Origin of the sequence: Microvirga calopogonii (assembly GCF_003347665.1) — a bacterium.
Classification (GTDB): domain Bacteria; phylum Pseudomonadota; class Alphaproteobacteria; order Rhizobiales; family Beijerinckiaceae; genus Microvirga; species Microvirga calopogonii.
The window spans coordinates 1-12,830 of record NZ_QDGA01000125.1; the positions used below are offsets into that span (position 1 = coordinate 1).

A 12,830-nucleotide genomic window follows, 5' to 3' on the forward strand; every position below is an offset into this window, starting at 1 on the left:
ATGATGACAGAGATGATGAAGGATGCGGCCGGTCCGGGCCGTGGTGGGCGCATGTCGCGCCAGCGCAAACGCGAGGCGGTTCTGCGGCTGCTGCGCGGTGAGGATCTGGACACGGTCTCGCGCTCCCTGGGCGTGACGGCCGCCACGCTGAGCGGCTGGCGCGATGCTTTCCTGGCAGCCGGCGAGGCCAGTCTCGCCACCCGGCTGGCCACCGGTGAGGCGCTGGGGACTGAGCGGCTCAAGGCCCGGCTCGGCGAGATGCTGCTGGAGCGTGAGCTGCTGGAGGCCAAGATTGCCCTTCTGGAGGGCGGCCGCCCTTTAGCTCAGAGGAGGTCGAGGCGATGAGCCGGGCCCTCTCGCCGAGCAGCGGCCGGCCCTATGGCTTGGCGCGTGTCTGCCGGATCTGGCGCGTGGCCCGGGCGAGCGTCTACCGGCAGCGTCAGCCGCAGACGGACCGGCGGCGCCGCGGCCCGGTCGGACCGCTGTCCGATCCAGTGCTCACAACCGAGATCCGTGCCGTCCTGGCCGCCAGTCCGTTCCATGGCGAGGGGCATCGGAAAGTTTGGGCCCGCCTGCGCCTGAAGGGCATCCGCACCTCGCTCCGCCGTGTGTTGCGGCTGATGCGCGAGCACGACCTGCTGGCGCCGTCCCGGATGGGGGCGCCGCGTGGGCCGCGCAACCACGACGGCACGATCATTCCGGCAACCATCGACACCCTGTGGGGCACCGACATGACCACCGCTTGGACTGGCGAAGGGCAAGCTGCCGTGTTCGTGGCGGTCGATCACTACAGTGCCGAGTGCGTCGGCATTCATGCCAGTCGCCAAGCCACCCGCTTTGAAGCTCTCGAGCCGCTGCGCCAGGGCGTACGCGAGCACTTTGGCGGCTTTAGCAAAGGGATTGCTTCAGGCCTGTCGATCCGGCACGACCATGGCAGCCAATACATGTCGCGAGCATTCCAGGACGAGTTGCGGTTCCTTGGGATCGAGAGTTCGCCGGCCTTTGTGCAGGCTCCTGAAGGCAATGGCTGTGCGGAGCGGTTCATCCGCACCCTGAAGGAAAACCTGCTGTGGGTGCGCTCGTTCGAAACCATCGAGGAGTTGCGCCAGGCGCTGCTGACCTTCCGAGAAACCTACAACTCCACCTGGCTGATAGCCCGGCACGGATTTCAGACGCCGAAAGCCGTCCGGCACAACCAGCTTCCATCCGCGGCCCTCGCCGCGTAGGCTTCAATCCGGTGTCTCAAAAACTGCGGGCGGTACAGTGGCGAGCACTCTGGTCCGCACCTGGCATTCCCACGTCGGAGAACCACCGCCGCCACTCCGAACCATCATCCCAGTGCAGAAGAAGCACTTTGCATAGATCGTCCGGTCTTGTGATTTGACCTCCAATGTCTTCCAGGAGCTTGGGGCTGCACACTGGTGCAACAGTGACTTGAGCGAGCAGCGTGGACCACCGATCAGGCCAGCCGCCGTTGCCAAAAGCAATACCGATGTCGATATCCTTCAACTCGTGAACACGATGATTATCAACAAATCTAATATGGCATTCAATCGTCGGATGATCTTTGCAGAACTGGCCAAGATTATTCGCAAGCCAAGTGTTAGCGAACATTGCCGGGCAGGCAATCTCCAGTTTTCCACCGCCCTCCTCTAAGTCCGCCAACCGCAAAGCCGTATTCGAGATTTCTTGGAGCGCGCCTGCTACAGTTCTTGCAAGGGCCCTACCGGCCCCACTGAGCACAAGACCGCGCCTGACTTGATGAACAGCGCGTATCCTAGAGCATCTTCAAGCCGGCGTATTTGGTGGCTGACAGCACTGTCCGTGAGGTTCAGTTCATTTGCTGCCTTGGTAAGACTTCCATGTCGAGCAGCAGCCTCAAACGTGCGTAAAGTTGGGAGCGGAAGGTTGCGGAGATTTTTCATGTTCGCGGCTGGCCGACACCTGTTCCCGTTGAACTATCTATATTACGTCTCTGTGTTGAAGGGCACCGCTACTTCTGAGTTATCTGGTTGTAAAGAGATCGAAGGCGCTGATTTCACGCTCACACTAGCTATCTCCGAATGACAGAGGAGAGGGCGAACGCCGTGAGAGTATCCCGCACGCCAGGTAGTTCAGATATCTGTTGCCAGATTTGTCGAATGCGGTCCGCCTCGGCGGACTCGACTCTCACCAGAAGGTCAAAATCGCCGGTCATCACATCGCACGCGACGACCTCCGGAATCTTCCGTAAGGCTTGTATAACGTCACCGCCCCTCATGCGATCATGACGGTACACGAACATCAACGCAGTAGTGATATGCTGATTATTCCCACCCTCGCCGGTTACAATCGTATATCCCTTGATAAAGCCTTCGCGTTCAAGCCGCTCTATTCGAACCCGGACCGCATTCCGTGACAAGTTGACCCTAGCCGATAAGTCAGCGTGGGAGATGCGTGCATTGGCTTTCAACTCAGCGAGGATCTGTTCATCCGTCCGATCAAGTACATATCTCATGATGTGCTTGAGCCACCCGAGCAAGCTACAATTTCTGGCCTAACTGACTCATATGCAAGCACAGCGGCCCCGGGCAGACAAGCTCTTCGCTTGTCGCTTGCATACCGTCGAGCTGCAGACGCTAATACGAAGCCGGGAAGAGCCGCCTTCTCCGCATCCGTAATTCTCCTAACGCTCTGATAGCCTCCCAAGACCGCATGGACCTTTTCCTGGTCCAGTTCTCCATTGGGACGGCTTGTCCATCGCACAAGAACGTCCGCAACCTCAGAAATGAGAGCATCGTCATGGCGTAGTCTGAAGTTGATAATTCCGCTGACTTCTTCCCCAAGAAAGAAAACATTCTGATGGACTAACGCTCCGTGCACTGCGCCAGTAGGTAAGTCGGCTGCAGGTCTTTTATGGCTTCGTTGCAAAATCGTGTGGATCTGCGCCATCACGCGGCCGAGGCTTTCACACCTCGCGGGCGTTGCGTCGTTCGTGGCTGAACCTGGCACGAAACTAACCGTAGCAACGAGACGCCCTGCTGCCTGGAAGGTGGAATGGCCGTGGACAGTGCGGACGGGTTTAGGGCAGGGAACGCCATTATTATACAGAGTTTCCATAGTCTCGAAAGCCAACTCTAGATCCAGCGGCTCAGCGCCGTTCTCGAACAACGTTACGATAAACTCACCCTCTCCGGCTCGGAACAGATAAGTTGTCTCTCTATCGCCGTCGGCAATTCCGATAACCGAGGACAATGAGCTCATACCGTAGGCTGCAGTAATCGAGTCGCGATCCTCGTCTGACAGCTCGGTGAATACAGCCATTTTCTCGCCTCTAATTAACCCGATGCGCTCTTCGAGCAGTTTACAAACTCAGCTGTATCGCCGAAGATTTGGTCGATTTGGCTTGTGGCCAAGACCCCCTCTTCTGTAACGACATGACGCAAATTCCTCTTCTCTGCCAGCGCCTTTTTGGACAGATCCGCCGCCTTGCTATACCCGATGAGCTTTGCCAAGGGCGTAGCAAGCACAAGAGACTGGTCAAGCAGGGATTTGCAACGATTCACGTCGACTTCGATACCGTCGACGCAGCGGTGTTTCAAAATTTCCATTCCTCTCGTCAACATTTTCATCGACTGTAGGATGTTGAGAACAATGACAGGTTCCATCGCGTTGAGCTGCAATTGACCTGCGCCTGCCGCGAGGGTGACGGTCAGGTCGTTCCCAATAACTTGGAAGCCAATCTGGTTCACCATTTCAGGAATGACTGGATTGACCTTCCCCGGCATGATTGACGAGCCGGCCTGCATAGGCGGCAAGCGAATCTCACCCAAACCGGCGAGCGGTCCGCTGCTCAGGAGCCGCAAATCGTTACAGATCTTTGTGAGCTTGACTGCGATACGCTTCAAGACACCGGAGAACGAAACAAATCCTCCTGTATCAGAGGTAGCCTCAATAAGATTGCGAGCAGGTAGCAGGTCAAAGCCAGAAATTTGGCTGAGATGATCGCACGCAGTCCGCGAGAACCCTTGGGGCACGTTGATGGATGTACCAATTGCGGAACCGCCGAGATTGATTTCCCTCAAGAGCTGAGAGGCCGATTGAACTTGGGCGATGTCCTCGTCAATAAGCTCGGCAAAGGCTTCGAACTCCTGGCCAGCCGTCATCGGAACCGCGTCCTGCAGCTGTGTACGACCAACCTTGAGTGCGTCAGCGTATTGAGCAGCCTTCACTCGAAAGGCGTCACGAAGCGTACCCTGCGCCGAAGTGAGGGCGTCCCCGGCACGCAGGATCGTCAACCGTATTGCCGTCGGATAAACGTCATTCGTCGACTGAGAGAGGTTGACATCGTCATTCGGATGCAGCGTCGAGTAGTCGCCGGGGTTAGCACCCAGTTTAACGAGAGCGAGGTTGGTGACAACCTCGTTTACATTCATGTTGGTGGACGTCCCGGCTCCACCTTGCATCATATCTACGGGGAAGTTCTCATTTATCCCGTTGAGATTGATTAGGTCGTCACAAGCTTCTGAGATCGCCCGCGCCTTTTCAGGCGAAAGTAACCCGAGTTCCTTGTTTGTCAGTGCGGCCGCCTTCTTCACCATTGCCATCGACTGGATGAGCTCAGGGAAGTCCTTGAGGCGAAGCCCCGACACGTCAAAGTTCTGCACCGCACGGACCGTGTGGATCCCATAGAGCACGTTACCAGGGATGGGAAGGGATCCGATGAAATCAGACTCTATACGATCAGCAACCATTATCTCTATCCCCCTAACCAAGAATGCCTGCATGACGCATTGCTTGATCAATCTCGTCCTGTACAGATCGGCTGACCTCGACCAGAGGCAAACGCAGGTCGCCGCGGATTCGGCCCAGCCGCTGCAAAGCATATTTCGGGCCGGCGGGGTTAGTTTCGAGGAACAGAGCCCGATGAAGCGGCATCAAGCGGTCTTGCAGCGCAAGTGCTGTCTTAAAATCACCGTTCAGACAGGCGTTCTGAAAATCCGCACAAAGGCGCGGGGCTACGTTCGCCGTGACCGAAATACAACCATGGCCGCCATGCGCCATGTATCCTAATGCGGTCCCATCCTCGCCTGTCAGGAGATTGAATTCTTTGCCGCACGCCATGCGTTCGCGAGAGGGACGGAGGAGATTGCCGGCGGCGTCCTTGACGCCTTTTACGTTCCTGCAGTCTCTAGAAATCCGTGCCAAAGTCTCAACTTCAATATCAATCACGCTTCGACCGGGGATATTATACACGATGATTGGGATATGACTGACAGCATCAATCGCTTTGAAGTGCAGATAGATGCCTTCTTGCGTTGGCTTGTTGTAATAAGGAGCGACGATCAGCAAGCCGTCAGCGCTAGCCCTCTGCGCATGCTGAACGAAGTCGATAGCTTCGTTAGTACTGTTGGAGCCGGCCCCGGCAATAATCGGGACGCGTCCTTTCGCAATACCGACTGCGATCTCTACAACCTGTTTATGTTCGGCATGGCTGAGGGTTGGACTTTCTCCCGTTGTTCCACAGGGTACGAGGCCAGATGAGCCTTCTTCGATTTGCCACTCGATGAGGTCGCGCAACGCAACCTCATCGACACGGCCATCAGCGAACGGCGTTACAAGCGCCGTAATCGAGCCTTTAAACATTCATACACTCCCAAGTACGCTGATTGGCCTGCAGTTATTCAAGAAGCGTTCACCGATTCAGGCGATTGATGCACACGACCTTCGGCTGCGTCATGTCTTCATAGGCAAACCGAACGCCTTCGCGCCCCATGCTGCCGTATTTGAAACCGCCAAATGGCATCGCATCGAACCGATAGTCTGACGAGTCGTTGATCATGACACCACCTGCATCTATCTTGTCTGCGGCCTCAAGGGCCCCTTCCAGATCGTTTGTGAAGATGCCGGCGTGAAGGCTGTATTCAGGGCTGTTCGCGAGGGCAATTGCATCGGTCAGCTCGTCGAAGGGCTCAAGAATAACGATTGGCGCGAACACTTCCTCCGTCCAGACATCACATGCGGAAGGAACGTTCTCCAAAACCGTTGGTGGATACAGGTTCCCGATCGGCTCGTGACCGCAAAGCAAGGTCGCACCGGCAGCAACCGCTCGGTCAACCATGGCTGACGCTCTACCGACTGCCCTTCTGGATATCATCGGGCCGACGTCGGTGTCAGCCTCCAGAGGATTGCCGGTCTTGAGCTTTTTCGTTGCAGCGACGAATTCCGTCCGGAACCGCTCATGAATAGAGCGCTGAATCAGGATCCTTTGCGTGCCAATGCAATTTTGGCCCGCAGCCCAGTAGGCGCCTGACACGCAACTCTCGACTGCAGCGTTAAAGTTGCAGTTCTCCATGACGATGACCGGAGCATTACCTCCCAGATCCATTGCAATCTTCTTGATGCCGGCAGCCTGGGTGATTGCCTCGCCCGTGGTAAAGCCGCCGGTAAAGGATATCATGCGAACGTCCTTCGCCGATACGATCGCTTTTCCAAGTTCAGGCCCACCAATTGCGACTGTCACAATTTCCTCTGGCAGACCACTGGCCACAAGAACCTGAACAAGCCTAATCGCGGAAAGCGGGGTCAGCTCAGATGGCTTTAGAATTACGGAATTTCCGCCGGCGATTGCCGGTCCGAGTTTGTGGGCGACAAGGTTGAGGGGATCGTTATAGGGGGTGATAGCGGCGATTATACCTAGAGGCTCTCGGGTATACCAACCCTGGCGGGCCTCCGACCCAGCGTATGAGTCGAATGGAATAACCTCACCCGCGTTGCGTTTGGCCTCATCTGCGGAGAGCTTCAGGGTGTTTACACACCGAGTTGCCTCTTTCCGGGCTTGAGTAATCGTTTTGCCCGCCTCTTTCACAATGAGAAGCGCGAACTCCTCCCGCATGGCGTCTATGGCTGCTGCTGCCTTTTCAAGTATCGCCGAGCGCGTATGACGAGGCATGGATCGCGCGATCTGTGCTCCACGCCTTGCACGTTCGATAAGATAATTGAGCCTCTCGGCGCCGGTCTCCGGAACGGTTCCGACAATCGTATTGTCGTACGGATTTCTCACGACAATTTCGTCATCGGGCGTCGTTTGGGTTAAGGCAAGGTTATGCATTATGCGGCTTCCTTTGCGACAGCGGAACTGCGAGCTGAATGAATGGCAACGATGTCAGAGAGAAGCGCGTATGCAGTTTCAGTCCGACCGGCGCCGGGTCCAGTGATCGTCACCGGCCCGAGGAGTTCGGTGTTCAGCGATACTGCGTTGGTGGCGCCGTTGACGCCTGCCAGAGGGTGCCCCAATGGAAGCTGCTTTGGGGAAACGCTTGCAGTGATCTTGCCGTCTTCATTCCGCACAGCAGAGCCAATCAGCTTCCAGCGGCTCTTCGTCTCGGCTGCTGCCTCAATGTCCGCAGGCGAGAGATTAGAAATACCCTTGCACGTAACGTCATCGGGCTTAAGGTTTGCTCCCAAAAGCTCGTTCGCCAGGATAACAACTTTCAGACGAACATCGAACCCCTCGACGTCGGCGGTCGGATCGGCCTCGGCATAACCAAGTTGTTGCGCCTCCTTAACCGCGGAAGCGAAATCCAGTCCGGCTTCCATGCGGCCCAGAACGAAATTCGATGTTCCGTTCAAAATACCCTCAAAGCCGGTAACTTCGGCACCTACGAGGGTTTTCTCGGCCATTCGGATGACGGGCGTCCCGCTCATCACCGAACCTTCGTACTCAAAACGAAGGCCGTTCGCTTTCGCCAAAGCCTTCAGCTCTTGAGCTGCAATGGCCACAGGGCCCTTATTTGTGGTCACGACATGCTTGCCAGACTGCAATGCCCAACGGCAATGGGAAACGGCGGGCTCGCCATCCTTCGGGTTGGTGAAGGTTGCCTCTACTATAATGTCTGCCGGTGCGGTCTTGATAATGGTCTCGTTGTCTGCTTCCGAGCTCCCGCCTGAAAGCTGCCCAAAGCCGCCTTTCGCGAAGTTTGCGTCGACCAACGTCTTGGCATTAAGACCGTTGGGTGAGATGACCGAACCCAGATGGAGATCACTCACTGCAACAATGTTTAAGCGGAAGCCTAAGTCGCGCTCCCAGAGATGGTTTTTCGTGGTAATGAGTTCGGCCAAAGCGCGGTTAACACCGCCGAATCCAATCAGAGCGATATTGTAAACTGTCATGACGATCCTCCGAGGAAGTTCTGTGTCCCACGATATTGGAGTGCGGATCGCTCAGCGGGAATAATGCAAACAGACCAAAGGGGTGAGCATTTTGCTCAATCTGCTACCCTCTTGGGGGTTGCGATGCATCAGCGGTTTAAGTGTAGAAATCCGTTTGTCCGGGATGTCGCCGGCTCAGACAAACGGCTGTTTCGCACAACAATGAAGCTGAAGAATGCCGGCTCAGGTCAATGGATTATCTGACTTAGGAAAGCCTTAGTGCGCTGGTGCTGCGGGTTCGAGAAAAACTCGGCCGGCGCATTCTCTTCGATGATTTCACCGCGGTCCATGAAGATCACCCGGTCTGCTACCTGCCGAGCAAATCCCATCTCGTGTGTAACACAAAGCATTGTCATTCCGTCCTCGGCCAAGCGAACCATCGTATCCAACACTTCGCGGACCATCTCGGGGTCGAGCGCGGAGGTAGGCTCATCAAACAGAAGAACCTTAGGTTTCGTACAAAGAGCGCGGGCGATCGCGACACGTTGCTGTTGTCCACCTGAAAGTTGCCCCCGATATTTATGAGCCTGGTCCGCAATTTTGACCTTCTCCAAGAACCGGCCGGCGATTTCCTCGGCTTTCTTACGGTCGATCTTACGCACCCACATTGGAGCGAGTGTGCAGTTCTCCATTACCGTGAGATGAGGAAAAAGATTGAAGTGCTGGAAAACCATGCCGACTTCCTTGCGGACAGCATCGACTTTCTTGTGATCATCGGTCAGCTCGATCCCATCAACGACAATACGCCCCTTCTGATGCTTCTCGAGCCAGTTGATGCATCTAATCATTGTTGACTTGCCTGATCCGGAGGGGCCAGCAATTACGATTCGCTCTCCGGCACGAACATTCAAGTTGATGTTCTGGAGGACCTGGTACGTACCGAACCATGATCCACCCCCATTGAACTGGTCCACCCTGAAGTATGTCTTGAGGCTCACAGGAGGACCACAATGCCCAAGAAGCGTCACAAGCCGGAAGAAATCGTCGCAAAGTTACGCCAAGTCGATGTGATGGCCTCACAAGGCCAATCGGTTGCGGATGCCGTTCGCGCCATCGGGGTGACGGAGGTGACCTATTATCGCTGGCGATCCGAGTTCGGCGGGATCAAGTCGGATCAGGTCAAGCGCCTGAAGGACCTGGAGGCAGAGAATGCAAGGCTCCGCCGCGCGGTGGCCGATCTGACCCTGGACAAGCAGATCCTGAAAGAGGCCGCCTCGGGAAACTTCTGAGCCCCGCCCGTCGCCGCGCCTGCATCGAGCACGTCCGGTCGACCCTGAAGCTGTCCGAGCGGCGGGTGTGCCGCGTGCTCGGACAGCATCGCTCGACGCAGCGGCGCATCCCGCAAGGACGAGACGATGAGGCACGGCTGACGGCCGACATCATCGCCATGGCGACCCAGTACGGCCGTTATGGCTACCGGCGCATCACGGCCCTGCTGCGGGAGGCCGGCTGGCTCGTGAACAAGAAGCGGGTCGAGCGGATCTGGCGACGGGAGGGGCTCAAAGTGCCGCAAAGGCAACCGAAGAAAGGACGGCTCTGGCTCAACGACGGATCCTGCATCCGCTTGCGGCCCGAGTATCCTAATCATGTCTGGTCGTATGACTTTGTTGAGGATCGCACCCATGACGGGCGCAAGTTCCGCATGCTCAACATCATCGACGAGTTCACGCGCGAGTGCCTGGCCATTCGGGTGAACCGGAAGCTGAAAGCCGTCGATGTGATCGACGTGCTCTCGGACCTGTTCATCCTGCGCGGTGTTCCGGGCCATGTTCGTTCCGACAACGTCCTATGTGGGGGAGCAGCAGGGGCACTGGGCCAACAGATCTCAGCGCGCCGATTTGCTGGATCGGCGCATCATTCAGATTGAGCCAGGTGGCTTCCACCGTCAACGGGATTGTTCTCTCCCATAGCAAACACAGGATCCAGCGATCACAGCCGTGGTCCTCACCGTCCTCAATACGAGATACACCCCAGGTGGAAGGCCCAAACATTATCTACAGGGTCGCTGTCGCGCCCTCACGGCCCACACAGAGTGAGGTCCTTCCACCCGGCACCGGACGCTCGAAGAACGGCCGGTATTCTGCTCCGCCCTTGATCACCGCGTGCACCACACGCGCCATCTTGGCAGTCAAAGCGGTCACGGCCTTGCGGCGCAGATCGGCATCGTGGCGATCACGCGCAGTATAGCGGCCGAGTTTATCCCGAAAGCTGTTGTCGCGCTGACGAGCCGCCACTTGGGCGGCCATCCATAGCACCCGGCGCAGACGCGCATTGCCGTACTTCGACAGCTTGGTGCGGCCGCGGAACGTGCCCGACTTGCAGGTGGCCAGATCAAGGCCACAGAACTTCAGAAACTGGCGATGGTGCCCGAAGCGGCGCAGATCGCCGGCTTCCGCCAGGATCGTCAAGGCATGGATCGGGCCGATTCCCGGGACTGTGCACAGCAGTTGGTAGTCAGCATGCTGGGCCAGCATCGCATGAGCAAGCTCCTCAATCTGATTCCGCTGGCGGATGAGGCTGCGCACCTCGGCCAAGACCATGCGGAACATCGTGATGGCCGCAGAGTCTTCTGTCACCGGCAGACCCGTGGAGGCGCGAGCGGTCTCGTAGATGTCGTTGAGCAAGCGAGCCTTGGAAACCTTGCGGCCGATCACAGGCCATGCCTCTTCCACGAAGCGTTCCCGGTCCAGGGCCATGATGCTACCCGGCGTGGGAAAGCGTTCGAGCAGGGCCAGGAACCAGTCGGAGCGGCTGTTGCCGGCGAAGCGCTCGATCTCGGGAAAGTACAAAGGCAGATAGTGGGTCAGGATCCGATGCCAGGTCTCGGTCTTGGCCTTCGAGATCGCCTCATGGGTGTTCGACAACTCCTGCAGGTCGTTGATCCCGGCTGCCAAGGGATCGACATAGCGCTGGGTCGCGCCGATCCGGAGCATGTGCAGGATCACCTGCGCGTCCTTGGGATCGTTCTTGTCCCAGCCGTTGTGCAGGGCCTCCCGGGTGCGGGCGAGCGCCACGGATGAGACCAGCCGCAGCTCGAAGCCGGCCGAGAGCAGGCGGTAGGCCAGCCCGCGGTGGTAATCGCCTGTGGCCTCAAAGGCGATGAGCACTGGGCCGCCGTAAGCCATAAGGGTCTCGACGAGACGGTCATACTCCGCCTTTTTGCTCAAGATGGTAAGCCGCCGACGCCGCTGATGGCCGGCAGCCTCGATGAGCACCTCGTGGCGGTGCTTGGCGATGTCGATTGCTACCAGAGCGGCAGGGACAGGTGTACGATTGAGCTCGGTCATGGTCGGTCGGCCTCCAGTGTGTGTTCAGCGACATCACTGTGAGACCTGCTGGCTGGCCATGACCACCCCGGGCAGCGCGGCTGCGCAACCCGGACCAGCTCCGCCGCGCTGCTTCCCCATGTACTACGGCAGCGAATTCGTGGCTAAAGCCGTGCGCGAGTGGATCACGGCTGTGGGCGCCAAGACAGCCTACATCGAGCCGGGCAGCCCGTGGGAGAACGGCTATTGCGAGAGCTTCAACTCCAAGCTCCGCGATGAATTACTGAAAGGAGAGACCTTCTACACCTTGGAGGAGGCAAAGGTGGTGATCGAGAATTGGCGCCGGCATTACAACACGGTGCGCCCGCACTCATCCTTGGGCTACCGGCCGCCCGCACCAGAGGCCTTGCTACCGGCTTCCAAGCTGGCGCCCAGACCAACGCTGAATTAACATCACATCCGGATCACCCACATGGGGCAGGCCATTTTTCGATCGGGCCGAGCAGTTGTGAAAAACGGGCACTGGGGTGGCTAAAACGGGTAATTAAATCTGGGAAGCCACATCCCGGTTCGCGAGATCGCCTCATTTCTTGTTGCGTATACAAAAAGGCCCGGGAGATGCCCGGGCCTTTCCGTGTTTGTATCGACCGCTTAGTACGTGCCGAACTTGAAGTTCAGCTTGGCACGGGCCACGAAGAAGTCCTGGTTGTTGTTGGTCTCCGGCAGGAACACATCCACAGCCGGGCCGGCAACCGGCGTAAAGGTCCCGACAGGGCCATTGTTGTTGCCTTGGTCGATGCTGACCCACAGGCCCTCAAGGCCCAGAGTGACCGCGCTGTTGCCACCGAACAACTCCCAGTTCGTCGGCAGAGCCCATTCGAGGCCGCCACCGACGGCCCAGCCGGTGTCGTTGTCCGTGTAGGCGACACCACCGGTGGCGTAGATCAGCACGCGATCGAAGGCGACACCGGCGCGCAGGCGGGTCGAACCCCACCAATCCGCAGAGTCCTCAAACCGGCCGGGAACGAAGGTGCCGCCGGCAAAGCCCGGACCCGGAATGAACACCGCATTGTTGTTGCCGTTGTCGATCCCCTGGATGTCGGTCTCGACACCGATCACGAACGAGCCGATCTGGTAGTTGTAGCCGATCTGGCCACCGCCGGTGAAGGCACCGTCGTTGTTGTTGTCGAAGATGAGCGTGCCCCCGGCGAGGCCGACAGGCATGCCAGGTCCTCCGAGGAACACAGGGTCATTGTTGCTGTTCCGCCAGCCCCAGCCCAAGTTGCCGCCGATATAGAAGCCGGTCCAGGTGAAGATCGGAGCAGCAATGATCGGGGCAGGCGGCGGCGCCTGGCGCGGAAGGTCGGCAGCGGA

Annotated in this window: 11 protein-coding genes and 3 pseudogenes; 3 read left to right on the plus strand and 11 right to left on the minus strand. The window is 57.9% G+C overall.

Annotated elements, in window-relative coordinates; all coding sequences use genetic code 11:
• Nucleotides 1-1,226: pseudogene (locus tag DDF70_RS32365) on the plus strand (IS3 family transposase).
• Nucleotides 1,227-1,242: 16 nt separating this feature from the next.
• Here the strand turns inward: DDF70_RS32365 and DDF70_RS32370 are convergent.
• The 9 genes from DDF70_RS32370 to DDF70_RS32410 form a co-directional block, all read right to left on the minus strand.
• Nucleotides 1,243-1,743, minus strand: a complete 501-nt coding sequence (locus DDF70_RS32370) for a LysR substrate-binding domain-containing protein (protein ID WP_281024413.1) — start codon at nucleotides 1,741-1,743, stop codon at nucleotides 1,243-1,245.
• On the minus strand, nucleotides 1,704-1,925 hold the full coding sequence (locus DDF70_RS32375) for a LysR family transcriptional regulator (RefSeq protein ID WP_114948727.1): 222 nt from the start codon (nucleotides 1,923-1,925) through the stop codon (nucleotides 1,704-1,706). Before DDF70_RS32375 ends, DDF70_RS32370 begins: the two co-directional genes overlap by 40 nt.
• A gap of 128 nt (nucleotides 1,926-2,053) precedes the next feature.
• Complete coding sequence (locus tag DDF70_RS32380) at nucleotides 2,054-2,497, minus strand: Lrp/AsnC family transcriptional regulator (protein WP_114948728.1); 444 nt, start codon at nucleotides 2,495-2,497, stop codon at nucleotides 2,054-2,056.
• The gene (locus tag DDF70_RS32385) at nucleotides 2,494-3,303 is read right to left on the minus strand and encodes a phosphotransferase (RefSeq protein WP_114948729.1); all 810 of its coding nucleotides are present in this window, start codon (nucleotides 3,301-3,303) and stop codon (nucleotides 2,494-2,496) included. Before DDF70_RS32385 ends, DDF70_RS32380 begins: the two co-directional genes overlap by 4 nt.
• A 14-nt stretch (nucleotides 3,304-3,317) precedes the next feature.
• Nucleotides 3,318-4,733, minus strand: a complete 1,416-nt coding sequence (locus tag DDF70_RS32390; protein WP_114948735.1) for an aspartate ammonia-lyase — start codon at nucleotides 4,731-4,733, stop codon at nucleotides 3,318-3,320.
• Between the two features lie 13 nt (nucleotides 4,734-4,746).
• Nucleotides 4,747-5,625 carry a 4-hydroxy-tetrahydrodipicolinate synthase gene (gene dapA / locus DDF70_RS32395; RefSeq protein WP_114948730.1) on the minus strand — a complete coding sequence of 293 codons (879 nt, stop codon included), beginning with the start codon at nucleotides 5,623-5,625 and terminating at the stop codon, nucleotides 4,747-4,749.
• A gap of 49 nt (nucleotides 5,626-5,674) precedes the next feature.
• A complete protein-coding gene (locus DDF70_RS32400) occupies nucleotides 5,675-7,090 on the minus strand; it encodes an aldehyde dehydrogenase family protein (RefSeq protein ID WP_114948731.1) in 1,416 nt (471 codons plus the stop codon).
• Nucleotides 7,090-8,151 (minus strand): homoserine dehydrogenase, encoded by a 1,062-nt coding sequence (locus DDF70_RS32405; protein ID WP_114948732.1) that lies wholly within the window; start codon nucleotides 8,149-8,151, stop codon nucleotides 7,090-7,092. Before DDF70_RS32405 ends, DDF70_RS32400 begins: the two co-directional genes overlap by 1 nt.
• Nucleotides 8,152-8,378: 227 nt before the next feature.
• Nucleotides 8,379-9,104, minus strand: coding sequence for an amino acid ABC transporter ATP-binding protein (locus DDF70_RS32410; protein WP_170316146.1), 726 nt, complete (start codon nucleotides 9,102-9,104; stop codon nucleotides 8,379-8,381).
• A 36-nt stretch (nucleotides 9,105-9,140) separates the two neighbouring features.
• On the opposite strand from DDF70_RS32410, the pseudogene DDF70_RS32415 reads away from it, so the two are divergent.
• Nucleotides 9,141-9,973 (plus strand): annotated as a pseudogene (locus tag DDF70_RS32415) (IS3 family transposase); the annotation flags it as partial.
• A gap of 211 nt (nucleotides 9,974-10,184) precedes the next feature.
• Here the strand turns inward: DDF70_RS32415 and DDF70_RS32420 are convergent.
• Nucleotides 10,185-11,477: an IS110 family RNA-guided transposase gene (locus DDF70_RS32420; protein ID WP_114948734.1), complete on the minus strand. Its 1,293-nt coding sequence runs from the start codon at nucleotides 11,475-11,477 to the stop codon at nucleotides 10,185-10,187.
• 127 nt (nucleotides 11,478-11,604) lie between these two features.
• On the opposite strand from DDF70_RS32420, the pseudogene DDF70_RS32425 reads away from it, so the two are divergent.
• Nucleotides 11,605-11,907, plus strand: a pseudogene (locus DDF70_RS32425) (integrase core domain-containing protein); the annotation flags it as partial.
• 200 nt (nucleotides 11,908-12,107) lie between these two features.
• Here the strand turns inward: DDF70_RS32425 and DDF70_RS32430 are convergent.
• On the minus strand, nucleotides 12,108-12,830 hold a 723-nt coding region (locus tag DDF70_RS32430; RefSeq protein ID WP_162820839.1), incomplete at its 5' end, for an outer membrane protein.